We start from the raw sequence: 23,983 nt of genomic DNA on the forward strand, positions 1-23,983 counted from the left end.
ATGGACGTTCGGCGCGAACTTTAGGGCGTGAGGGGCTTGAGATCAACAAAAAATGTCGCGTTTTTGCACGCATCCGTCGTGCGGTCCCGGACATCTACTGATGTAACGGACCTGCATGACAGTGTGATGTTCCCGTAGTAGGGATATTTGCGGGGTGTCTGCGGGGATTTGTGGTGCGCCCAATCGCGGGCAAGCCCGCTTCCACAGTGATTTCTGTCGTACACAAATGCTGTGTACACCAAGAACCCTGTGGGAGCGGGCTTGCCCGCGATGCGTCAGATCAGGCCACCGCAGCCTCTGCCGGGGAAACAATGCTGGTCTTGCCGCCACGGGACTTGCCGGAGCTCAGGTACTCGGCAATCGATTCCTGGGTCACTTCGCCGAGGAACACCCGCTCCGCGTCCATCACCGGCAACCACGAGCGGTTGAACTCGTACATGCGCGACAGCAGGATGCGCAAATGTTCGTCGAACGCCGCCGTGGCGTTGAACTCGCGCAGGTATTGCGCGCAGGTCCCGGTCTGACGGTGCAAGTCGCGACGGCGCACATAACCCAGCGCCTTGTTCTCACTGTCCGTGACCACCACATAACGACGGTCCAGTTCGTCCATCAACTCCAGGGCCTCGGCCACCGGCGTTTCCGGGCTCACCGACGGCGCGTTGTCCGCCGCGTCTTCGGCTTTCACCAACAACAGGCGCTTGAGCGTGCTGTCCTGGCCGACGAAGCTGCTGACGAACTCGTCCGCCGGGTGGGCCAGCAAGGTGTCCGGGTGATCGACCTGGATCAACTTGCCGCCCCGGAAAATAGCAATCTTGTCGCCGAGCTTGATGGCTTCGTCGATGTCGTGGCTGACCATGATCACGGTCTTGTTCAGCGCGCGCTGCATCTCGAAAAACTCGTTCTGGATCATCTCGCGGTTAATCGGGTCGACCGCGCCGAACGGTTCATCCATCAACAACAGCGGCGCATCCGCCGCCAACGCGCGAATCACACCGATCCGTTGCTGCTGGCCACCGGACAACTCACGCGGGTAGCGATTCAGGTACTGCTTGGGTTCAAGCTTGATCATGCTCATCAACTCGCGGGCGCGGTCGTGGCATTTCTGTTTGTCCCAGCCCAGCAGGCGCGGAACAATGGTGATGTTTTCCTCGATGGTCATGTTCGGGAACAGACCGATCTGCTGGATCACATAACCGATGTTCCGACGCAGGGTCACGGCGTCAAGGTCGGTGGTGTCTTCGCCGTTGATCAGGATCTTGCCCGAGGTCGGCTTGATCAGGCGGTTGATCATTTTCAGCGTGGTGCTTTTGCCGCAGCCCGATGGCCCGAGGAACACGCAAATCTCGCCTTCATTGACGGTCAGGCTTACCGAGTCCACGGCTTTCACATCTTTGCCGTTGCTTTGGAAGGTCTTGCTGAGGTTTTGAAGTTCGATCATTTCAGGAGTCCTTTTGGAGTCAGCGTGCGTTGCAGCCATTGCAGAAGCAGGTCGGCGAAGATGGCCAGGAGACTGACCAGCACGGCGCCGACGATCAGCATCGACATGTCGCTGCGGCTGATTGAAGCGAGAATAAGTACACCGAGGCCACCGGCGCCGATGGTCGCGGCGATGGTCATGACACCAATGTTCATGACCACGGCGGTGCGCACACCGGCGAGGATCACCGGCACCGCAATCGGCAGTTCAACCATGCGCAGGCGCTGGCCGAAGGTCATGCCGATGCCACGAGCGGCTTCGCGAATGCCCGGTTCGACGCCGGTCAGCGCCAGGTAGGTGTTACGCATGATCGGCAGCAGCGAGTACAGAAACACGGCGGTGATTGCCGGCATCGGGCCCAGGCCTTGGCCGAACTTGGAGTAGAACGGCAGCAGCAGGCCGAACAGCGCAATCGACGGCACGGTCAGCAGCACCGTGGCGCTGGCTTGCAATGGGCCGGCCAGTGTCGGAAAGCGCGTCATCAGGATGCCCAGCGGCACGCCAACCAGAATCGCCAGGGTCACGGCGATACCGACCAGGGTGATGTGCTGCCAGGTCAGTTGCAGGACCAGCGGCCAGTCGAGATGGGAAAAGGCGTTTAAAAATTCCATGTCTTCTCCTCCTCAGTTCAGGGGATGCTGGCGCAGGAAATCTGCGGCAACGGATGAAGGGCTTTCGTGGCCGACATCGACCCGTGCATTCAGCGCACGCATGGTGGCGTCATCGAACAGCTCGGCCAGCGGTTTGATTTCTTCCGCCAGTTTCGGATGGGCGTTCAGGTACTCCTGACGCACCACCGGTGCGGCGGTGTAGTCCGGGAAGTAATGCTTGTCGTCTTCCAGCAGTTTGAGCTTGAAGGCGTTCAAACGACCGTCGGTGGTATAGACCAGGCCGGCAAACACCTGACCATTGCGCAAGGCGGTGTAGACCAGCCCGGCATCCATCTGGCGGGTGTTTTTGCGGGTCAGATTCATGCCGTAGAGGTCGACCATGCCGGCCATGCCGTCGGAACGGTTGGCGAACTCGGTGTCCAGGGCGACGAGGTGGTTGGTCTTCGCCTCAGCCTGCATCACCGTGTTCAGCTCGCTGATGGTGTTGATCTGCGGATAAGCCTTCGCGGTGTTTTCCGGCAATGCCAGGGCGTAGGTGTTGCTGAACTTCGACGGGGTGAGCCAGATCAGGCCTTTTTTCGCGTCGAGTTCTTTCACCTTCGCGTAGGACTGAGCACTGTCGAGTTTGTCGGTGATGTGGTTGTAAGCCACCAGCGACACGCCGGTGTATTCCCATATCAGGTCCAGTTGGCCGCTTTCCTGAGCGCTGCGGGCGAGGTTACTGCCCAGACCGCCGGTCACCTGGGTGTCGTAACCCTTGGTGCGCAGGTACTGGGAGGTGATTTCCGCGAGCAGGGTCTGTTCGGTGAACACCCGGGCGCCGATGCGGATCACCGGTTTTTCAGCGGCTTGGGCAAATCCTGCGAGCAGCAGGGCGCAGCCTAATAACAAGCTAAGTCTTTTCATGATTATTCCTTTGCCGAGGCTTAAGACGGGCGCAGCCCGCGTTCGAGCCAGAGGCGGCTGGCAAGTGTCACCAGTCCGTCGAGCAGCAAGGCCAGCAGGGCGGTGCAGGCCGCGCCGAGCATCAGTTGCGGCTGATTGTTCAGGGCGATGCCGGGGAAAATCAGGCTGCCCAGGCTGTTGGCGCCGATCAGGAACGCCAGCGGTGCAGTACCGACGTTGATCGCCAGTGCGACACGTACGCCACCGATGATGATCGGCACGGCGTTCGGCAGTTCGACCCGCCATAGCACCTGAGTCGGCGTCATACCGATGCCGACGGCGGCTTCCTTGAGCGAACCCTGGACGTTTTTCAGGCCTTCATAGGTGTTGCGCACGATCGGCAACAGCGAGGCGAGGAACAGGGCGAAGATCGCAGGGCCGCTGCCGATGCCGAGGATCCCCAGGGCGATGGCCAGTACGGCGAGTGGCGGCACAGTGTTGCCGATGTTGAAGATCTGCATGAAGCGTTCAGCGCGGCCCACCATGGTCGGGCGGCTGAGGAAGATACCGGCGGGGATGCCCACAACGAGGGCGGCCAGCATGGAAACAAGGACGAGAATCAGATGAGCTTGCAGGTAAAACAACAAATCGTCGCGGTAATGTTCGATCGTGTTGATGCCAATCCAGTGGACCAGCAGGGCCAGGAGGGCGGCGACAACCGCACCTCCTATCAGCCCCTTGCCATAGCGAATAGCCACAGGCGGACTCCTTTTTTCTTTGTCGGCGAACGCAGTCCCGTGTGGCAATGCCATTCCTGGCTGCCGGGATAACAACGTTCGCGAGAAGCAGCTCTTCATGCTGATGAAACCGCATGAGATCGAGCCATAAGCGCAGCCTCGTCAGGCTAACTTGCAGGTTTTTCAAACCCTGCTACGAGAGCTGTAACAGGGGAGTGGACGTCTCTACCTTTTAAAAGGTTCCATAAATTACAGCATTTAGCCACCCTTGATGTCCGACAGCGTCCTTGTAGGAGCCGGCTTGCCGGCGAAGAGGGCCGATGGTTTGCAGGGGGCTGCTGGCCCCTTCGCTGGCAAGCCAGCTCCTACATCGGTTGCGTTTCGACGGGGCGAACGGTGGTCCGTAGGTCACGTTTTGGGCTATACTCGCCGCCCTTTTTTGAATCACCTGCCAGGCGATTTCCCATGACCAAACAGGCCGCCGAAGTCGCGAAACGCCGCACTTTCGCCATTATTTCCCACCCCGATGCCGGTAAAACCACCATCACCGAGAAGCTCTTGCTGATGGGCAAGGCGATTGCGATTGCTGGCACGGTGAAATCTCGCAAATCCGACCGCCATGCCACCTCCGACTGGATGGAAATGGAGAAACAACGGGGTATTTCCATTACCACGTCGGTCATGCAGTTCCCGTATCGCGATCACATGATCAACCTGCTCGACACCCCGGGCCACGAAGACTTCTCCGAAGATACCTACCGCACCCTGACGGCGGTCGACTCGGCCTTGATGGTTCTCGACGGCGGTAAGGGTGTAGAGCCACGGACCATCGCGCTGATGGACGTCTGCCGTCTGCGTGACACGCCGATCGTCAGCTTCATCAACAAACTCGACCGTGACATTCGCGACCCGATCGAACTGCTCGACGAAATCGAAGCAGTCCTGAAGATCAAGGCCGCACCGATCACCTGGCCGATCGGTTGCTACCGCGACTTCAAGGGCGTTTACCACCTCGCCGACGACTACATCATCGTCTACACCGCCGGTCATGGCCACGAGCGCACCGATGTGAAAATCATCGAGAAACTCGACTCCGATGAAGCCCGCGCGCACTTGGGCGACGAGTACGATCGCTTCGTCGATCAACTGGAACTGGTGCAGGGCGCCTGTCACGAATTCAATCAACAGGAATTCCTCGACGGCCAACTGACCCCGGTATTCTTCGGTACCGCACTGGGCAACTTCGGTGTCGATCACGTGCTCGACGCCGTGGTCAACTGGGCGCCGAAACCGCTGGCCCGTGTCGCCAACGAGCGTACCGTGGAACCGGTTGAGGAAAAATTCGCCGGCTTCGTGTTCAAGATCCAGGCGAACATGGACCCGAAACACCGCGACCGTATCGCCTTCATGCGGATTTGCTCCGGCAAGTACGAAAAAGGCATGAAGATGCGCCACGTGCGTACCGGCAAAGACGTGCGGATCGGCGATGCGCTGACGTTCTTCTCCTCCGAGCGTGAGCAACTGGAGGAAGCGTTCGCCGGCGATATCATCGGCCTGCACAACCACGGCACCATCCAGATCGGCGACACCTTCACCGAAGGCGAAGTCCTCGGTTTCACCGGTATCCCGCACTTCGCCCCGGAACTGTTCCGTCGCGTGCGCCTGCGTGACCCGCTGAAATCCAAGCAACTGCGTCAAGGCTTGCAGCAACTGGCCGAAGAAGGCGCGACCCAGGTGTTCTTCCCCGAGCGCAGCAACGACATCATCCTCGGCGCCGTCGGTGTGCTGCAGTTCGATGTGGTCGCCAGCCGCTTGAAAGAGGAATACAAGGTCGAGTGCTCCTACGAGCCCATCACCGTCTATTCCGCGCGCTGGATCGATTGCGACGATAGGAAGAAGCTCGAGGAGTTCAAGGTCAAGGCCGTGGAAAACCTCGCCATCGACGGCGGTGGTCACCTGACCTACCTGGCCCCGACCCGGGTCAACCTGGCGCTGATGGAAGAGCGCTGGCCAGACGTGAAATTCCGCGCGACGCGTGAGCATCACTAAGCGTCAAGCCGGAACACCGAAAAGCCCCGTTGCGAAAGCTGCGGGGTTTTTTTATTCCTGTAGGGCTCCCGCGATCTCAGTGTCAGGGCTTTCTGTAGGTCTTTTTCCCCGAGTTCGTAGCTTTACTCTGGTTTTCCGTTATCGGGTTTTTTACCCGCGACAACGAACTCGTCGACGTCTAGGGTTCAGAGAACAGTTCGCAAGGAGCGATTTTCCATGAGCAGGAGCACCCGGAACCCTTGGCATGACTAGTCGGCTCACGCACCTGATTCGACTGGATGGCTATTTCTGTCCGATGGCCTGGATGCTGGCCGCGTTGCTCTTCATCAATCGGTTGAGCGCCATGGTCAAGCTGTTCATGGCGCTGTACCTGCGTCAGGAACTGGGGCTGACGATTGAAACCGTTGGCTGGTTGTTATCCGGGTACGGGGGCGGGTTGCTGATTGGGTCGATGGTTGGCGGATTGCTGAGTGATCATTGGCCCACGGCGCGGCTCACCGCGGCGTTGTTTTTTGCCTCGGCGTGGGTATTGGTCTCGTTAGGGCTAGTCACGGACGTGTGGTTGCTGGCGGGCTTTTTGCTGTTCAGCGGTGTGCTCGATGGTGCGATTCGCACGCTGCATCAGCGCTTGATCATGGAGTATTGCCCGGTCGCGCAGCGGGCTCGTGCGCAGTCATTGAGCCGTGTTGCCAGGAACCTGGGCATGGCGGGCGCAGGGGTGATGGGTGGGTTTCTGGCGCAGGCAGATTTTCGCTGGGTGTTTTTTGTCAGTGCGGCCATGACGCTGTTGGCGTTGTTCTGGTTTGTCCGGGTGACATTTCGTCGACCGGTTCTGCAGCCGGATGAAGGGCCTGACAGTGCGTCGGGCGCACGCGGACCTTATCGAGACAAACCTTTCCTCTGGTTGTTGGTGGGCGCCGTCTTGCTCGGCATTGCCTTTGACCCGGTCTACAGCATGCTGGCCAACTATCTGCACGATTACTACCAGTTGAATACCGACGTCATTGGGTGGCAATTCGCACTCAATGCCGTGCTGGTGGTGGTGCTGCAAATTCCGTTATCTCACTGGAGTGAACGGTGGGGCGTGCGCCGGCAACTGCTGGCGGGCAGTGTGTTGTTGGCTGGCGGGCTCGGGATGCTGCCTTTGGGTTCCGGCGTGTTGTACGTCTGCCTGTCGACCGTGATCTGGACGCTCGGCGAAGCGCTGTTCATGCCGCCCCTTAACGTGCTGGTGATGCAGCATGCGCAGGCAGGAAAAAGCGGGCAGTACTTTGGCCTTTTTTTCATGTGCTGGAGTGCGAGTGTGCTGATTTCGCCAGCGCTTGGCGGCCAGTTGTACGGTCATTTTGGTGGGCACAGCGTCTGGCTCGCCAGCGCGGCCATGGCGCTGTTGTCGATACCGTTGTTTTATCAAGCGACGCGTTTGTCGGAGCAGCAACGGCTGCTTTCATCTGCGCGCAGTGAGTCCGCGTCTCTTAGCTGATCCGGTTATAGCCATTATGCAAAACCATTCTCCCTCTCGGCGGCATTCTGTCCATTCGTTAGCGTCCTATCTGGAGAGCCGGGTGAATCGGAACTAGATTTACTCAACGCCAGACACGCACCCCCTGCTTCACTCAAGAAAGGATGGAATCGGCTATGAACATTTTTCAACGAATTGTGCTGTTGCTTAAGGTTTTGGTGATGCTGTCCGTGGGGATGTCGGCGGCGTGGGCCGAGTGCGAGGATCACGAAACGCAAGCGATGAACGGGCAAGCGGGGCATGCTGAGCTGATGCTCGCCAAATCCGAATCGGAGCCGGGCGATCAGGGGCAGGGTGGCAGTGAGGGCGATGACGACTCGACCACCGATGAGCCTGACAGCGACGATGATGACGACAGCCAGGCGTAAATGACGGACAAAAGAAAAACCCCTTCTCGGTGGAAGGGGTTTTTAGTCAACTCAGTCCCTGTGGGAGCTAGCCTGCCAGCGATTTCGGTGTGCCAGTCGACGCAAATGTTGGACTGATACTCCACTATCGCCAGCAGGCTGGCTCCCACATCTTTCCAGGGCCGTTTCTATGCCGCGCCGTCGAGGAATTGCTCGGCGTAGTGGCAAGCCACCTGGCGGCTGTCGAGCAGGCGCAGGGCCGGCTCTTCAGTGCTGCAGCGCTCGGTCGCGTAGGGGCAACGCTTGTGGAACGCGCAGCCCGACGGCGGGTTCAGCGGGTTGGGCAACTCGCCGACGATCTTGATTTTCGGTTTGTCCGGATCCGGGTGGATGGTCGGAGTCGCCGACAACAGCGCCTGGGTGTACGGGTGCAGGGGACGGGTGTAGATGTCCTCTTTCGGGCCCATTTCCACGGGGCGGCCAAGGTACATCACCATCACGTGGTCGGCGACGTGACGCACCACCGCCAGGTTGTGGGAGATGAACACGTAGGCGGTGTTGAACTCTTGTTGCAGGTCCATGAACAGGTTCAGCACCTGTGCCTGGATCGACACGTCCAGTGCGGAAGTCGGTTCGTCCGCCACCAGCACTTTCGGCTGCAGCATCATCGCGCGGGCCAGGGCGATCCGCTGGCGCTGACCGCCGGAGAACATGTGCGGATAACGCTGGTAGTGCTCGGGACGCAAGCCCACCTGCTTCATCATTGCCTGGACTTTCTCGCGACGCTCCGAGGCACTGAGGTTGGTGTTGATCAGCAGCGGCTCTGCAAGCTGATCACCGACTTTCTGCCGTGGGTTCAACGACGCGTACGGGCTCTGGAACACCATCTGCACGTCTTTGCGCAGTTGCTTGCGTTCAGCCTTGTTGGCGCCGGTGACTTCCTGCCCGGCGATTTTCAAGGAACCGGAGGACGGCTCTTCGATCAGCGTCAGGGCACGGGCCAGGGTGGATTTACCGCAGCCCGATTCGCCGACGACCGCGAGGGTCTTGCCGGCTTCCAGTTCAAACGACACACCGTTCAGGGCGCGTACGGTCGCATGGCCCTTGAACAAGCCGCGTGACACTTCGTAGTGACGGGTCAGGTCGCGGGCGGTAAGTACGACGGCCATTACGCCACCTCCTGATTCAGCGGGTAGAAGCAGCGGGCGAGGCTGTTGCTTTTCGGGTCGAGCGCCGGACGCTGGGTGCGGCAGTTGTCACGCACATACGGGCAGCGTGGCGACAGCAGGCAGCCTTGCGGACGGTCATAACGACCGGGAACGATGCCCGGCAACGTGGCCAGGCGCGACTCGCCCAGGCTGTGCTCCGGAATGGCCTTGAGCAGCGCTTCGCTGTACGGGTGCGCCGGAATGTCGAACAGCTGCGGCACATGACCCACTTCGACCGCTTGGCCGGCGTACATCACGCACACGCGCTGGGCGGTTTCGGCGACGACCGCGAGGTCGTGAGTAATCAGCACCAGGCCCATGTTCTGCTCTTTCTGCAACGCCAGCAGCAGGTCCATGATCTGCGCCTGAATCGTTACGTCGAGTGCCGTGGTCGGTTCGTCGGCGATCAGCAGTTTCGGCTCGCCGGCAATCGCCATGGCGATCGCAACGCGCTGGCTCATGCCGCCGGACAGTTGGTGCGGGTAGGCGTCCATACGGCTGGCGGCGCCGGGGATTTCTACTTTTTCCAGCAGCTCGATGGCGCGGGCGCGGGCTTGCTTGCTGGACATTTTCAGGTGCAGGCGCAGCACTTCTTCGATCTGGAAACCGACGGTGTAGCTCGGGTTCAGCGCGGTCATCGGGTCCTGGAAGACCATGGCAAGGTCTTTGCCGACGATCTGCCGACGCTGACGGTTGCTGAGCTTGAGCATGTTCTTGCCATCGAAATTCAGGGCGTCGGCGGTGACGATCCCCGGATGTTCGATCAGGCCCATCAGCGCCATCATGGTCACGGACTTGCCGGAACCCGATTCGCCAACGATGGCCAGGACTTCGCCCTTGTCCACGGTAATGTCGAGACCGTCGACCACCGGAACGGCGTTCTTGTCGCCGAAGCGAACGTTGAGATTCTTGATTTCTAACAGTGACATTTGAATCTCCTCAGGCGGCGTTCTTGAGTTTCGGGTCTAGCGCATCGCGCAGGCCGTCGCCCATCAAGTTGATTGCCAGCACGCTGAGCAAAATGGTCAAACCAGGCAGACTGACGACCCACCAGGCGCGTTCGATGTAGTCGCGAGCCGAAGCCAGCATGGTGCCCCACTCAGGGGTTGGCGGTTGTACGCCAAGGCCGAGGAAGCCCAGTGCGGCGGCATCGAGAATCGCCGAGGAGAAGCTCAAGGTCGCCTGAACGATCAGCGGCGCCATGCAGTTAGGCAGCACGGTGACGAACATCAGGCGCGGCAGAGTGGCACCGGCCAGGCGCGCGGCGGTCACGTAGTCGCGGTTCAGTTCGCCCATCACCGCGGCGCGGGTCAGACGGACATAGGACGGCAGGGACACCACAGCGATGGCGATCACGGTGTTGATCAGGCCAGGGCCGAGGATGGCGACAATCGCCACGGCCAGCAGCAGGGACGGCAGGGCCAGCATGATGTCCATCAGACGCATGATGGTCGGGCCAAGCAGGCGCGGGAAGAACCCGGCGAACAGACCCAAGAGGATCCCTGGAATCAGCGACATCACCACCGACGACAAGCCGATCATCAAGGACAGGCGCGAACCGGTGATCAAGCGCGACAGCAGGTCGCGACCCAGCTCATCGGTGCCGAGCAGGAATTGAATCTGCCCGCCTTCCAGCCAGGCTGGCGGGGTCAACAGGAAGTCGCGGTACTGTTCGCTCGGGTTATGCGGCGCAACCCAGGGGGCGAAGATCGCGCAGAAAATCACCAGCAGCATGAACATCAGGCCGGCGACGGCACCTTTGTTCTTGGAGAACGCTTGCCAGAACTCTTTGTAAGGGGACGGATACAGCAGGCTTTGATCGACTGTTACCGCTTGATTTGTAGTTGAAGCTGGAGTGGTCATGGTCATGATCTCAGCGCTGGTGACGGATGCGTGGGTTGGCAAAGCCGTAGAGGATGTCCACCACGAAATTGACCACAATCACCAGGCAGGCGATTAACAGGATGCCGTTCTGCACCACGGGATAATCCCGTGCGCCAATGGCTTCGATCAGCCATTTGCCGATGCCCGGCCAAGAGAAAATGGTTTCGGTCAGGACCGCGCCGGCGAGCAAGGTGCCGACTTGCAGGCCGACCACGGTCAGTACCGGAATCAGCGCGTTGCGCAGGCCGTGGACGAACACCACGCGCGACGGCGACAGGCCTTTGGCGCGGGCGGTACGGATGTAGTCTTCACGCAGCACTTCGAGCATCGACGAACGGGTCATCCGCGCAATCACCGCCAGCGGAATGGTGCCGAGCACGATGGCCGGCAGGATCAGGTGATGCAGGGCATCGAAGAACGCACCGACGTCATCGGCCAGCAGCGTATCGATGAGCATGAAGCCGGTCCGCGGCTCGATGTCATAGAGCAGGTCGATCCGCCCGGACACCGGGGTCCAGCCCAGCGACACCGAGAAGAACATGATCAGGATCAGGCCCCACCAGAAGATCGGCATCGAATATCCCGCCAGGGAGATGCCCATCACCCCATGGTCGAACAGGGATCCTCGCTTGAGTGCCGCGATCACCCCGGCCAAAAGGCCCAGGATGCCGGCGAACAACAGGGCGGCCATGGACAGTTCCAGGGTCGCGGGGAATAGAGACGTGAATTCGCTCCACACGCTTTCACGGGTACGCAGGGATTCACCGAGGTCGCCGTGGGCCAACTTGCCGATGTAGTCCAGGTATTGGGCATACAACGGTTTGTTAAGGCCAAGGCGTTCCATTGCCTGAGCATGCATTTCGGGGTCGACGCGACGTTCGCCCATCATCACTTCCACGGGGTCGCCAGGAATCATGCGAATCAACGCGAAAGTCAGCAAGGTGATGCCGAAGAACGTGGGGATCAATAACCCCAGTCGGCGGGCAATAAAACTAAACATCTTGTGGTGTACCTCATCAGCCGGTTAGGCGTGCCCGGCATTCCTGGGTCAGGAATGCCGGTAGTTTCTTATCTACTTCACCTGGGTGGTGGCGAAGTTATTAGTGGTGAGCGGGCTAATGTGATAGCCCTCTACGTTGTTGCGCATTGCGGTGAACATACGGGTGTGCGCCATGCTGATCCATGGCTGGTCCTGGTTGAAAATCTCCTGTGCTTGCTCGTAGAGCGCTGCGCGTTCCGCCGGGTTAACTTTAGCCCGAGCTTCATCGATCAGCGCCTGGAACTTCTGATTGCACCAGCGCGCGTAGTTTTCGCCGTTTTTGGCCGCCTCGCAACTGAGCATAGGCGTCAGGAAGTTATCCGGGTCGCCGTTATCACCCGCCCATCCGGCGGAAACCATGTCGTGCTCGCCGTTTTTCGCGCGCTTGAGCATTTCGCCCCATTCCATGACGCGAATATCGACCTTGATCCCGACTCGCGCCAGGTCCGACTGCATCATCTGCGCGCCCAGCATAGGGTTAGGGTTGGTCGGGCCGCCACCGTTACGGGTGAACAGGGTGAACGTGGTGCCTTCCGGTACGCCGGCTTCCTTGAGCAGGGCGCGCGCCTTGTCCAGGTCGTGGGCCGGGTTCTTCAGGGTGTGGTTGTAGCCCAGCAGGGTATCCGGGTACGGGTTGACCGCCGCCGTTGCATTGCCTTTGCCGAACAGCGCGTTGACGTAGGCTTCCTTGTCGAAGGCGATGTCGATGGCTTTGCGCACCCGCACATCGCTCATGTACTTGTGCGAGGTGTTCATGGCGACGTACGAAACGGTCATCGCGTTCAGTTCGTCGACTTTCAGGTTGGTGTCTTTCTTGATGCTCGGGATGTCATCCGGTTTCGGATACAGCGCGATCTGGCACTCGTTGGCCTTGAGCTTTTGCAGGCGCACGTTGTTGTCGGTGGCGATGGCCAGGATCAACGCGTCAGCCGGTGGCTTGCCACGGAAGTAGTCCGGGTTGGCCTTGAAGCGAACCTGGGCGTCCTTGTTGTAGCGCTGGAAGACGAACGGGCCGGTGCCGACCGGTTTGTTGTTGAGGTCGCCGGTCTTGTTCGCCTTGAGCAACTGGTCGGCGTATTCGGCGGAGTAGATCGAGGAGAAGGCCATGGCGATGTCGGCCAGGAACGGCGCTTCACGACGGGTCAGGGTGAACGTGACTGTGTTGTCGTCGATCTTCTCGACACTTTTCAGCAGTTCTTTAAAGCCCATGCTTTCAAAGTACGGGAAGCCCACGCTCGACAGTTTGTGCCATGGATGGTTTGGGTCCAGCTGACGCTGGAAGCTCCAGACCACGTCGTCGGCATTCATGTCGCGGGTCGGCTTGAAGTAGTCGGTGGTGTGGAACTTGACGCCTTTACGCAGGTGGAACGTGTAGGTCAGGCCGTCTTCGCTGATGTCCCAGGAGTCGGCCAGCGCCGGAATCACTTCAGTGGTACCGGGCTTGAAGTCCGCCAGGCGATTGAAGATGGTTTCGGCCACTGCGTCGGCTGTGACTGCAGTCGTGTACTGGACCATGTCGAAGCCTTCCGGACTGGCTTCAGTGCAAACCACCAGGGGTTTGGCCGAGACGCCAACAGCGACACTCAGCAACGCGGCCGCGATGGCCGCACGTAGGGGAAGCATTTTCATCAAGAACCCTCTGCAATCGGTTGAAAGGACAAAAGCCGAACGGCCGACTCATCACTGAATCAGCCGTTCGGCAGGTGCATTACAGGATGTTGAACGGGATGGTGGTCACGAGACGGAACTCGTTGATGCTGCCATCCGCCTGGAATTCGCTGGCACGGTGCGCGGTGTAGGTCGCGCGGATAGCGGTGGCCTTGAGTGGGCCGCTCTGCACAGCGTACGAAGCACCGATACCGTATTCGTAGTGGTGTTCGCCGTCCTGAACCTGGATACCGTCGTAACCCTTGCCTGCTACGCCTTGGTTGCCGTTGTAGTGAGTACCGTCGATGCCCCAGCCGCGAGCCTGGTAGATGTTGAACTTCAAGCCCGGCACGCCGTATTCGGCCATGTTCAGACCGTAGGCAACCTGGAAGGATTTCTCGTTCGGGCCGTTGAAGTCCGACAGCAGGGAGTTGGCCAGGTAGATGCCGTTGGTTTCGTGCAGGTAGTCGAAGTACTCGTTACCGTTCACTTCCTGATAGGAGAAGGTCAGGCTGTGGGCCTGGTGAGTCAGGCCGAACGACAGGGAGTAAGTGTCGTTATCGATTTCGCCCAGTTTGGCCGAACCTGAATCGACAGTTTTGTAGTAGTTCAGGCCGGTGGTCAGGCTCAGAACCGAGCTGTCACCCAGCACGTGGGTGGCGCCGAAGTAGTACTGGTTCCACAGGTCTTCAGCCTGGGTGCCCCAGAGGCTGGTGGTCAGGCTGGCGAATGGTGTGTAGGTGATGCCGCCGGTGTTGACGTGATCGGTTTCAGCATCGGAGTTGCCGTATTCGGAGCGGAACTTGCTCAGGCTTTCTTCGGTACGCGGCGAAACGCGGTCAAAGGATCCCAGGTCGAAGGCCAGGTTGTTCAGCTCTTCGCTGTGGATGGCCACACCTTCGAAACTCGAAGGCAACGGACGGTTGCCGATGACGTCGACCTGAGGGCTGCTGAAGTTCATGCGGCCTGCGGTCAAAGTGGTGTTGGAGACACGGGCCTTGACGTTGGCCAGGCCGACTTTGCTCCACTGACCTTGAGCGTCGCCGCCTTCTTTGGTCAGGGTACGGTTGTTGCCCGCGCCTGGACGAGTGCCCGGTGCGCCACCGTTGTTGGAGGCCAGGTTCTCGCGGTCACGTTCCAGTGCGATGGCGTTGTAGGCTGCCACTTCAGTGCTGAAACCCACGGTGCCTTCGGTGAAGCCCGAGTTGTACTTGATGATAGTGCCCTGGACCCAGTTGATTCGACGATCAGTCGGGGTCGCCACACCGTCTTTACGGTAAGTGAAATTGCCACCACGTTTCAGTTGTTCGTTGGCATACCAGTTACGGGTGCTGCCGGTAACCGTGCTGCCTTCGATAAAGCCGGTTGCATCGGCTTGAGCGCTTTTGGTGTTGACCGTAACCGGGGTGAATGCCTGGCTTTGGGTTTCTGCGTACGCCGAGGCGGTGACGCTGCTGATGGCCAGGGCCAATAACGCGGTGCTGCTCAGTTTCATGGGTGAAGCTCCTTACTTTCTTTTTTTTAATGCCGGTCTTTTTTGGTGATCCGGCTATTTGGTTTAGAACGCATTCAAGGCATCGCAAACGTTTGCTGTGGGCCGGATTGGCGATTTACGGCAATACGCTTGCGTGAGGGCGCAAAGCGCCCCCAGCGGTTCTGGGCTAATCGGTTATTTTTCTATGCTGACACCCGAGAACACGTTACGACCGAAAGGACTCACCTTGAATCCTTCGATTTTGGCGCTCAACGGCTGGTTGACCGTCGAGTGGGCGATTGGCGTCATCGGCACCTGCTGTTTGAGGTACTGCTGCGCCTGTTTGTAGAGCACGGTGCGCTGATCGCGGTCGGTAACGACTTTGGCCTGCTTGATGAACTTGTCGTACGCCGGATCACACCACATGGAGTAGTTGTTGCCGCCAATGGCGTCACAGCTATAGAGCGTGCCGAGCCAGTTGTCCGGGTCCCCGTTGTCACCGGTCCAGCCGATCAGGCTGATGTCGTGCTCGCCATTCTTGGTGCGCTTGATGTACTCGCCCCATTCGTAACTGACGATCTTGACCTTGAGGCCGATCTTGGCCCAGTCAGCCTGGAGCATTTCGGCCATCAACTTGGCGTTGGGGTTGTACGGACGCTGGACCGGCATGGCCCACAGGGTGATTTCGGTGCCTTCTTTTACGCCGGCGGCCTTGAGCAGTTCCTTGGCTTTTTCCGGGTTGTAGGCGGCGTCTTTAATGGTGTCGTCGTAGGACCACTGCGTCGGCGGCATGGCGCCAACCGCCAACTGACCGGCACCTTGATAGACGGCGTTGAGAATGCCTTGCTTGTTCACCGCCATGTCCAGCGCCTGGCGCACTTCGAGCTGGTCAAAAGGCTTGTGGCGCACGTTGTAGGCGATGTAGCCGAGGTTGAAACCGGGCTTCTCGATGAGCTTGAGTGTCGGGTCGTTCTTCAGCGCGGTGACATCGGCAGGGCGCGGGTTCAGGGTGATCTGGCACTCGTTGGCCTTGAGCTTCTGCACCCGTACCGAAGCATCGGTATTGATGGCGAAAATCAGGTTGTCGAGCTTGACCCGGCTCGGGTCCCAGTACTGCGTGTTGCCGGTGTAGCGAATGTTGGAGTCTTTCTGGTAGCTCTTGAACACGAACGGGCCAGTGCCGATCGGCTTCTGGTTGATCTCGCTCGGCTTGCCTTCGGCCAGCAGCTTGTCGGCGTATTCGGCGGACAGGATGGCGGCGAAGCTCATGGCGATGTTCTGGATGAACGCGGCATCGACGCTGTTGAGCGTCATGACCACGGTCAGCGGCCCGGTCTTCTCGACCTTGGCGATGTTCTTGTTCAGGCTCATCCCGTTGAAATACGGGAACTCGGTCGGATAAGCCTTACGGAAAGGTTGCTGCGGGTCGAGCATGCGATTGAACGTGAACAGCACGTCATCGGCATTGAAATCACGGGTAGGCGTGAAGTATTTGGTCGTGTGAAATTTCACCCCTTCGCGCAGGTGAAAGGTGTACTTGAGGCCGTCCTCGGAAATATCCCAACGAGTGGCCAGGCCTGGTACGACGTTGGTGGCGCCTTTTTCAAACTCCGCCAGTCGGTTGTACAGCGGTTCGGCGGCGTCGTTATCGGTCGAGGTCGTGTACTGCGCGGTGTCGAAGCCAGCGGGGCTGCCTTCGGAGCAGAACACCAGGCTGTTATTGGCGGCCTGGCTGACTGAAGCGGCGGCCATCAGGCCGGTGCCCAGCAATGCGGATAAAACCAAGGTATGGCGCATGACGCTCCCTTTCTTTTTCTTAGTGTTTTTCAATGAGCCATGGTCCCGTCCGCGGACGAGGGGGGCGTCACTGATCTCAAACCATGACATGCAGCAAACCGATGGCCCACGCATGCACTGGTCGGATCCCGACGGTATGAACCGTGGGTCCGGCAGTAAATGCGAAAAGCCTGAAAGACTCGTAGGAAAAGGCAATACGTCCTAACGCGCTGCTGTAGTACGCAGTGGATTTAGAGGTAGGCGGATTCCTGCGTTCTCGGTAGATAAAGCAACGGCGACGTCAAAAACGTCGCCGTTGCAACACCTTATTTGCTGACGCTGACGCCGTAGAAGGAGTTCAAGCCGAATGGGCTGATCTTGAAGTCCTGCACGTTGTCGCGCATGGGTTGGAACACCGTCGAGTGAGCGATAGGTGTCATTGGAACGGCGTCCTTGAGGACGTGTTGCGCCTGTTTGTACAGTTCGGTGCGCTTGCCCTGATCGGTCGTGCGCTTGGCTTCCTTGACGATGCCGTCGAACTTCTTGTCGCACCACTTGGAGAAGTTGTTGCCGCTGAGCGAGTCGCAGCCGAACAGCACGTTCAGCCAATTGTCCGGATCACCATTGTCGCCGCTCCAGCCAATCAGCATCGCCTGGTTCTCGCCGCCCTTGGAGCGCTTGATGTACTCGCCCCATTCGTAGCTGACGATGTTGACCTTGAGGCCGATCTTCGCCCAGTCGGACTGCAGCATTTCAGCCATCAGTTTGGCGTTCGGGTTGTACGGACGCTGAACCGGCATGGCCCACAGAGTGATCTGGGTGCCTTCCTTGACGCCTGCTTCCTTGAGCAGCTCCTTGGCTTTCTCAGGGTCGTACTTGGCGTCCTTGATGGTCGTGTCGTAGGACCACTGGGTCGGTGGCATGGCGTTGACCGCCAGTTGACCTGCACCCTGGTAAACCGAGTCGATGATCTGCTGCTTGTTCACCGCCATGTCCAGCGCCTGACGAACCTTCAGCTCGGCCAACGGGTTGGCGTCGGTGCGGCCCTTGAGTACTGGCATGACGTTGTAGGCGATGTAACCCAGGTTGAAACCAGCCTGGTCAGGCACTTTCAGCGTCTTGTCTTCCTGAAGCGCCTTCAGGTCGGCCGGACGTGGGAACAGAGTGATCTGGCACTCGTTCTTCTTCAGCTTCTGGATACGCACCGACGGGTCGGTGGTGATGGCGAATATCAGGTTGTCGATCTTGACGTCGTCAGGCTTCCAGTAGTCCTTGTTCCCGGTGTAGCGGATGTTGGAATCTTTCTGGTAGCTCTTGAACACGAACGGACCAGTGCCGACCGGCTTCTGGTTGATGTCGGCGGCTTTGCCTTCCTTGAGCAGCTGGGCAGCGTACTCGGCGGACTGCACCGACGCGAAACTCATCGCCATGTTCTGAATGAACGCAGCATCCACTTCTTTGAGGGTGAACTTGACGGTGTGATCGTCGACTTTATCGATCTTGGTGATGTTGGTATCCATCCCCATGTCGGTGAAGTACGGGAATTCGGTCGGGTACGCTTTGCGGAACGGATCATCCTTGTTAATCATGCGATTAAAGGTGAACAGCACGTCGTCGGCGTTGAACTCACGAGTAGGCTTGAAGTACGGCGTGGTGTGGAACTTGACGCCTTCACGCAGGTGGAAGGTGTACGTCAGGCCATCATCGGAGATGTCCCACTTGGTTGCCAGGCCAGGAATAACGGCGGTGCCGCCGCGCTCGAATTGAGTCAGGCGGTTGAACATGGTTTCTGCAGAGGCGTCGAAGTCGGTTCCGGTGGTGTACTGACCAGGATCAAAACCGGCCGGGCTCCCTTCGGAGCAAAACACCAGGTTAGTCGCCGCTTGGGCGAAAGGTGCGCTGGCTAACAAGCCCGCGCCGACTAAAAACGGAATGACCGCGTGTTTAAGCATGGTGGCCTCATGATTTGTTGTCATTTTTGGAATTAGAGGACGACCTCGTGAGTCGTGCCTGCGGATACTTATGCAGGGGCCGTACCCAATGCAAGATGCAGAGCGGCTACAAGCCTTAAACAGTGGCACGAACGTACCTTAATGTCGCATATGTATAAATTGACGCGCATTTGACCGTTTGCGCGTGTTTTTTTCGGTGCAAACCGCGCCCCCGCAAGGGGCAACCGGGGTGGCGCGCGCACCCGGTTGGGGCGGGGTGTTACTTATTTATACCCACCCCGTACAAAGGTGTGAGGCCGAACGTGCTGATCTTGAAATCGGTGACTTCTTTGCGCAAAGGCTGGAACACCGTCGAGTTCGCAATCGGTGTGATAGGTACTTGTTGTTTAAGGATTTGCTGTGCCTGTTGGCACAGTTTGACTCGCTGCTGTCGGTCAGTGGACACCTTGGCTTCCTGCACGAGTTTGCCGTACGCCGGGTCGCACCATTCGGCACGGTCATGGTGGTACCGGGTGCAACCCCGCTCCTACAGGGGCAGGTATTTTGGTGTTGTATAAAAAACGGCGATCACTGGGTGATCGCCGTTTTTTTGCAGAAAGTTAGCCAATCAAGGCATCAACACTTCAATCGACCCATCCGCGGTCATGCTGACCTGGCTGGTGCCCGCTTCGACTTCCGGGGTCACCGGGGCGGCATCCATGCTCGCGGCCTTCATCATCATCGGCCCACGCATGTACGGCTGTGGATAACCGTTGCTGTTCAGGTTCAGGTTGACGATTTTGTAGCTCTTGCCGCCGAGGGCGTCGGTGGCCAGTTGGGCGCGGGCTTTAAAGGCGGTAACGGCATCTTTGAGCAGCGCGTCTTCGCTGGCCTTGCGGGTTGGCGTGGCGATGGCGAAGTCCATGCCGCCCATTTTCAGGTCGGTGAGCAGTTCGCCAGTCAGTTTCGACAGGGCGGCGAAGTCGGAGCTTTCCAGGCGCAGTTCGGCGCGTTCGCGCCAGCCGGTGATTTTCTGGCCTTTGGTGTCGTAGATCGGGTAGCTGTTGCGGCTGCCCTGGCGCAGGGTGATGTCTTTGACCTGTTTGGCCTGGGCCAATGCCTTGTTCATGGTGGTGCTGACGTCGGCGGCGAGTTTGGCCGGGTCGGAGTTTTGGTCTTCGGTGTAGAGGGTCACGATCATCAGGTCGCGGGCCACTTCCTGACTGACTTCGGCGCGCAGGGAAATCTGGTTGTAATGAAGCTCGTCGGCGGCCAGGGCCGGGAGGCTGGCGACGGTGCCAACGCTGAGGGCAAGAAGGGCGGCGCTGCGGCGGAACGTGTGCATGAAAACTCCTTGGGCGATGCGCAGGTGTCAGGGTCCGAGCCTGCGTGAAACCATCAGACTCTAGCTTTAATGATCCGGTTCGCACAGTTACAACTTCTATACAGACAAACAGCAGGTGATCGCATCGCGCTCAATCGCGGGCAAGCCCGCTCCCACCGGTCCGTGTCGTGCACAAATCATTTGGTGACTCAAATCTGTGGGAGCGTGGCTTGCCCGCGATGGCGGTCTTATAGACGCCACTGACCTTTCTGCCCTGTGGCCGTTTGCCGCACTTTTGCCTGCCAGCCCCCGCGCTTGGTTATACTCCCGGCGATCCGCCTGCAGCGCTCATCAGGAGAGCTCATGCTCGCCGCCGTTCAAATCACTTCCGCCACCCGCCAGAACCTTTGGCGGCTGACGTTTATCCGCACGTTGGTGCTGGCCGCCCAGGCCGGTTCCGTGGGCCTGGCCTACTGGCTCGACTTGCTGCCGCTGCCCTGGTTTCAACTGGCCGCGACCCTCGGTTGCTCGATGTTGCTGTGCGCGTTCACGGCGATCCGCCTGCGCACCTCGTGGCCCGTCACCGAACTCGAATACGCCGTGCAATTGGCCTGCGACCTGTTTATCCACAGTGCCTTGCTGTATTTCTCCGGCGGTTCGACCAACCCGTTCGTTTCTTATTACCTGGTGCCGCTGACCATCGCCGCCGTGACGCTGCCGTGGCGTTATTCGGTGATTCTGTCCGGCATCGCGTTGACGATGTACACCCTGCTGCTGGCGCGCTTCTACCCGCTGCAAACCTTTCCGATCGCTCGGGAAAACCTGCAGGTCTACGGGATGTGGCTGAGTTTCGCCCTGGCGGCGGCAGTCATCACGTTCTTCGCCGCGCGCATGGCCGAAGAGCTGCGCCGTCAGGAAGAATTGCGGGCCATCCGTCGCGAAGAAGGCCTGCGCGATCAGCAATTGCTAGCCGTCGCGACCCAGGCAGCCGGTGCCGCCCATGAATTGGGCACACCGCTGGCGACCATGAGCGTGTTGCTCAAGGAAATGCGTCAGGACCATCATGATCCGATGTTGCAGGACGACCTGAGCGTGCTGCAGGATCAGGTCAAACTGTGCAAAGAGACCTTGCAGCAGTTAGTTCGGGCCGCGGAAGCGAATCGCCGTTTGGCGGTGGAAATGCAGGACGTCACCGACTGGCTCGACGAAGCGCTTAACCGCTGGCACCTGATGCGGCCGGAAGCCAGTTACCGCTTCCAGCGTCTCGGCCAAGGCGCCGTGCCACGTATGGCGCCGCCGCCGGACTTGACCCAGGCGCTGCTGAATTTGCTCAACAACGCCGCCGATGCGTGCCCCGAAGGGTTGCAAGTGACGCTGGACTGGAATGCCGAGGACCTGACCATCAGCATTCGCGATCACGGCGCCGGTGTGCCGTTGGCCATCGCCGAGCAGATCGGCAAACCGTTTTTTACCACCAAGGGCAAAGGTTTCGGCCTGGGCCTGTTTTTGAGCAAGGCCAGCGTGACACGCGCCGGCGGCTCAGTGAAACTCTACAGTCATGAGGAAGGTGGCACGCTGACCGAGCTGCGCCTGCCCCGTGTCGCCCGAGGAGACGAACATGAGTGACGAGATTCAAGTCGAAGGCGAAGGCGAAGAACTGCCGCATTTGCTGCTGGTCGACGACGACGCAACGTTCACCCGCGTCATGGCCCGCGCCATGGCCCGTCGCGGTTTTCGCGTGAGCACCGCCGGTTCCGCCGAAGAAGGCCTGACCATCGCCCAGGCCGACCTGCCGGACTACGCCGCGCTGGACCTGAAAATGGACGGCGATTCCGGTCTGGTGTTGCTGCCCAAACTGCTCGAGCTGGACCCGGAAATGCGCGTGGTGATCCTCACTGGTTACTCGAGCATCGCCACCGCTGTCGAGGCGATCAAGCGCGGCGCCTGCAATTACCTGTGCAAACCGGCCGACGCCGACGACGTGCTGGCCGCGCTGCTTTCCGAGCATGCCGACCTCGACACCCTGGTGCCGGAAAACCCGATGTCGGTGGACCGCCTGCAGTGGGAACACATCCAGCGCGTGCTCACCGAGCACGAAGGCAACATCTCCGCCACTGCCCGCGCCTTGGGCATGCACCGCCGCACGTTGCAGCGCAAGTTGCAGAAGCGTCCCGTTCGTCGCTGAACCTGCGCTGAACGAATGCCGGCCGCTCCTCGCGATAAACCGAACCGATCATCTATGATCGGTTCGTGTGTGTTCTTTTCTTTATCGAGCCTTATCCATGAATCAGAACGCTGAATATTCCGCGGTCAACGATGCTGTGCACGGGCAGTTTTTTCGCAAAGTCTGGGCGATGACCACGCCATACTGGCGCAGCGAAGAGAAGGGCAAGGCCTGGACGCTGCTGATCGCGGTGATTGTGCTGTCGCTGGTCAGCGTCGGTATCTCGGTGTGGTTCAACACCTGGTACAAAGATTTTTACAACGCGTTGCAAAAGAAGGATGAAGCTGCGTTTTGGCAGTTGATTCTGTATTTCTGCGCGATTGCGGCAGTGGCGATTGTCGGTGCGGTGTACCGGCTCTACCTGACCCAAATGCTGACCATCCGCTGGCGGGCCTGGCTGACCGAAAAGCATTTCGCGCGCTGGCTCGGCAACAAGAATTACTACCAGCTGGAGCAGGGCGGTTACACCGATAACCCGGACCAGCGGATTTCCGAAGACCTTAACAGCTTCACCTCGAACACACTGGAGCTGGGCATTGGTTTGCTGCGCAACATTGTCAGCCTGGTGTCGTTCTCAATCATTCTGTGGGGCGTGTCGGGCAGTATCGAAGTGCTCGGTTTTACCATTCCCGGTTATATGTTTTGGTGTGTGCTGGTCTACGCCGTGGTCGGTAGCTGGCTGACTCATTTGATCGGTCGTCGCCTGATCGGCCTCAACAACCAACAACAACGCTTTGAAGCCGACCTGCGTTTCTCCATGGTTCGTGTTCGCGAAAACGCCGAAAGCATTGCGTTGTACAACGGCGAGCCGAATGAAAACCGACGCTTGAGCAGCCGTTTCGGCCTGGTCTGGCACAATTTCTGGGACATCATGAAAGTGTCCAAGCGCCTGACTTTCTTTACCGCCGGTTATAGCCAGGCCGCCATCATCTTTCCGTTCATGGTCGCCGCACCGCGTTATTTCGCGGGCAAGATCGAACTGGGTGAGCTGATGCAAATCAGTTCGGCGTTCGGCAATGTGCAAGAGAGTTTCAGCTGGTTTATCAGCGCGTATCAAAACCTCGCTGCGTGGCGCGCCACCTGTGATCGTCTGTTGAGCTTCCACCAGGCGATGCGCGACAACGAAGAGCGGGTGCCGGCGATCGATGTGCAGAATCAAGGGGACGCGCTGAAGGTGCACAACCTCGGCCTCGACCTGGCGGATGGTCGTCACCTGCTGACCAACGCCGACATGACCGTGGAGGAGGGCGAGCGCGTGATGCTCAGCGGTCGTTCCGGCAGCGGCAAATCAACCTTGCTGCGAGCAATGGGGCATTTGTGGCCGGCGGGCCACGGCAGCATTCGCCTGCCGGCGGCGCGGTATCTGTTCCTGCCGCAGAAGCCTTATCTGCCGATTGGCACCTTGCGTGAGGCGCTGAGTTATCCACAGCCCGGCGAAACCTACCCGAACGAGCGCTATGTGCACGTGCTGGAAGCCTGTCGCTTGCCGCACCTGGTGGCGCGTCTGGATGAAGCCAATCACTGGCAGCGCATGCTGTCGCCGGGTGAACAGCAACGGTTGGCCTTCGCCCGAGCGCTGCTGTATGCGCCGCAATGGCTGTACATGGACGAGGCGACCTCGGCGATGGATGAAGAGGATGAAGCGTCGCTGTATCAGGCGTTGATCGATGAGATTCCGGGGCTGAGCATTGTCAGCGTCGGTCATCGCAGCAGCCTGAAGCGTTTCCATCCACGACATGTCCGCATCGACAATGGCCATCTGGTGGATCAGACCGTGACCGCCTGAACACCACACCTCTTGTAGGAGCGAGGCTTGCCCGCGAAGGCCATCACACGGTTCCAATCAGG

At 59.3% G+C, this 23,983-nt stretch carries 19 protein-coding genes and 1 pseudogene; 6 read left to right on the top strand and 14 right to left on the bottom strand.

Annotated features, from left to right (window positions below):
- Window positions 1-280: 280 nt before the first annotated feature.
- Genes ACA057_RS04125 through ACA057_RS04140 form a run of 4 tightly spaced genes read right to left on the bottom strand, consistent with a single transcriptional unit; the run spans window position 281 to window position 3,731 of the window.
- A complete protein-coding gene (locus ACA057_RS04125; RefSeq protein WP_401363052.1) occupies window positions 281-1,438 on the bottom strand; it encodes an osmoprotectant ABC transporter ATP-binding protein OsmV in 1,158 nt (385 codons plus the stop codon).
- A complete protein-coding gene (locus tag ACA057_RS04130) occupies window positions 1,435-2,088 on the bottom strand; it encodes an ABC transporter permease (protein ID WP_477790635.1) in 654 nt (217 codons plus the stop codon). Before ACA057_RS04130 ends, ACA057_RS04125 begins: the two co-directional genes overlap by 4 nt.
- Window positions 2,089-2,100: 12 nt before the next feature.
- Complete coding sequence (locus tag ACA057_RS04135) at window positions 2,101-2,994, bottom strand: glycine betaine ABC transporter substrate-binding protein (RefSeq protein ID WP_497346153.1); 894 nt, start codon at window positions 2,992-2,994, stop codon at window positions 2,101-2,103.
- A gap of 20 nt (window positions 2,995-3,014) precedes the next feature.
- Window positions 3,015-3,731 carry an ABC transporter permease gene (locus ACA057_RS04140; protein WP_497346155.1) on the bottom strand — a complete coding sequence of 239 codons (717 nt, stop codon included), beginning with the start codon at window positions 3,729-3,731 and terminating at the stop codon, window positions 3,015-3,017.
- A gap of 444 nt (window positions 3,732-4,175) precedes the next feature.
- Here ACA057_RS04140 and ACA057_RS04145 point away from each other — a divergent pair, with 444 nt between their 5' ends.
- The 3 genes from ACA057_RS04145 to ACA057_RS04155 all read left to right on the top strand — a co-directional run bounded on the left by ACA057_RS04145 (window position 4,176) and on the right by ACA057_RS04155 (window position 7,649).
- A complete protein-coding gene (locus ACA057_RS04145) occupies window positions 4,176-5,759 on the top strand; it encodes a peptide chain release factor 3 (RefSeq protein ID WP_401363043.1) in 1,584 nt (527 codons plus the stop codon).
- A gap of 244 nt (window positions 5,760-6,003) precedes the next feature.
- Complete coding sequence (locus ACA057_RS04150; protein ID WP_497346157.1) at window positions 6,004-7,242, top strand: MFS transporter; 1,239 nt, start codon at window positions 6,004-6,006, stop codon at window positions 7,240-7,242.
- 155 nt (window positions 7,243-7,397) lie between these two features.
- Window positions 7,398-7,649, top strand: a complete 252-nt coding sequence (locus tag ACA057_RS04155; RefSeq protein WP_497346159.1) for a hypothetical protein — start codon at window positions 7,398-7,400, stop codon at window positions 7,647-7,649.
- A 167-nt stretch (window positions 7,650-7,816) separates the two neighbouring features.
- On the opposite strand, the gene ACA057_RS04160 is transcribed toward ACA057_RS04155, so the two are convergent.
- The 10 genes and pseudogenes from ACA057_RS04160 to ACA057_RS04205 all read right to left on the bottom strand — a co-directional run bounded on the left by ACA057_RS04160 (window position 7,817) and on the right by ACA057_RS04205 (window position 19,932).
- On the bottom strand, window positions 7,817-8,797 hold the full coding sequence (locus ACA057_RS04160) for a peptide ABC transporter ATP-binding protein (protein ID WP_497346161.1): 981 nt from the start codon (window positions 8,795-8,797) through the stop codon (window positions 7,817-7,819).
- Window positions 8,797-9,765, bottom strand: coding sequence for an ABC transporter ATP-binding protein (locus ACA057_RS04165; protein WP_497346163.1), 969 nt, complete (start codon window positions 9,763-9,765; stop codon window positions 8,797-8,799). Before ACA057_RS04165 ends, ACA057_RS04160 begins: the two co-directional genes overlap by 1 nt.
- Before the next feature lie 10 nt (window positions 9,766-9,775).
- Window positions 9,776-10,705: an ABC transporter permease subunit gene (locus ACA057_RS04170; RefSeq protein WP_497346165.1), complete on the bottom strand. Its 930-nt coding sequence runs from the start codon at window positions 10,703-10,705 to the stop codon at window positions 9,776-9,778.
- Between the two features lie 4 nt (window positions 10,706-10,709).
- Complete coding sequence (locus tag ACA057_RS04175) at window positions 10,710-11,720, bottom strand: ABC transporter permease subunit (RefSeq protein ID WP_059403215.1); 1,011 nt, start codon at window positions 11,718-11,720, stop codon at window positions 10,710-10,712.
- A gap of 72 nt (window positions 11,721-11,792) precedes the next feature.
- A complete protein-coding gene (locus tag ACA057_RS04180) occupies window positions 11,793-13,388 on the bottom strand; it encodes an ABC transporter substrate-binding protein (RefSeq protein ID WP_497346167.1) in 1,596 nt (531 codons plus the stop codon).
- Window positions 13,389-13,467: 79 nt separating this feature from the next.
- The gene (locus ACA057_RS04185; RefSeq protein ID WP_497346169.1) at window positions 13,468-14,901 is read right to left on the bottom strand and encodes an OprD family porin; all 1,434 of its coding nucleotides are present in this window, start codon (window positions 14,899-14,901) and stop codon (window positions 13,468-13,470) included.
- Between the two features lie 174 nt (window positions 14,902-15,075).
- A complete protein-coding gene (locus ACA057_RS04190) occupies window positions 15,076-16,677 on the bottom strand; it encodes an ABC transporter substrate-binding protein (RefSeq protein ID WP_497346171.1) in 1,602 nt (533 codons plus the stop codon).
- A 305-nt stretch (window positions 16,678-16,982) separates the two neighbouring features.
- Entirely contained in the window at window positions 16,983-18,608 is a 1,626-nt protein-coding gene (locus ACA057_RS04195; RefSeq protein ID WP_497346173.1) for an ABC transporter substrate-binding protein, read from the bottom strand.
- 259 nt (window positions 18,609-18,867) lie between these two features.
- Window positions 18,868-19,101 (bottom strand): annotated as a pseudogene (locus ACA057_RS04200) (ABC transporter substrate-binding protein); the annotation flags it as partial.
- Between the two features lie 114 nt (window positions 19,102-19,215).
- Window positions 19,216-19,932 (bottom strand): SIMPL domain-containing protein, encoded by a 717-nt coding sequence (locus ACA057_RS04205; protein ID WP_497346175.1) that lies wholly within the window; start codon window positions 19,930-19,932, stop codon window positions 19,216-19,218.
- Between the two features lie 342 nt (window positions 19,933-20,274).
- On the opposite strand from ACA057_RS04205, the gene ACA057_RS04210 reads away from it, so the two are divergent.
- From ACA057_RS04210 to ACA057_RS04220, 3 genes are all read left to right on the top strand, one after another.
- Entirely contained in the window at window positions 20,275-21,537 is a 1,263-nt protein-coding gene (locus ACA057_RS04210) for an ATP-binding protein (protein ID WP_401363011.1), read from the top strand.
- Window positions 21,530-22,096 (top strand): response regulator transcription factor, encoded by a 567-nt coding sequence (locus tag ACA057_RS04215; protein ID WP_008148925.1) that lies wholly within the window; start codon window positions 21,530-21,532, stop codon window positions 22,094-22,096. The genes ACA057_RS04210 and ACA057_RS04215 overlap by 8 nt, the downstream gene beginning before the upstream one ends.
- Before the next feature lie 97 nt (window positions 22,097-22,193).
- Window positions 22,194-23,921 (top strand): ABC transporter ATP-binding protein/permease, encoded by a 1,728-nt coding sequence (locus ACA057_RS04220; protein WP_497346178.1) that lies wholly within the window; start codon window positions 22,194-22,196, stop codon window positions 23,919-23,921.
- Window positions 23,922-23,983 lie beyond the last annotated feature (62 nt).

Source organism: Pseudomonas sp. LBUM1661 (assembly GCF_059695925.1).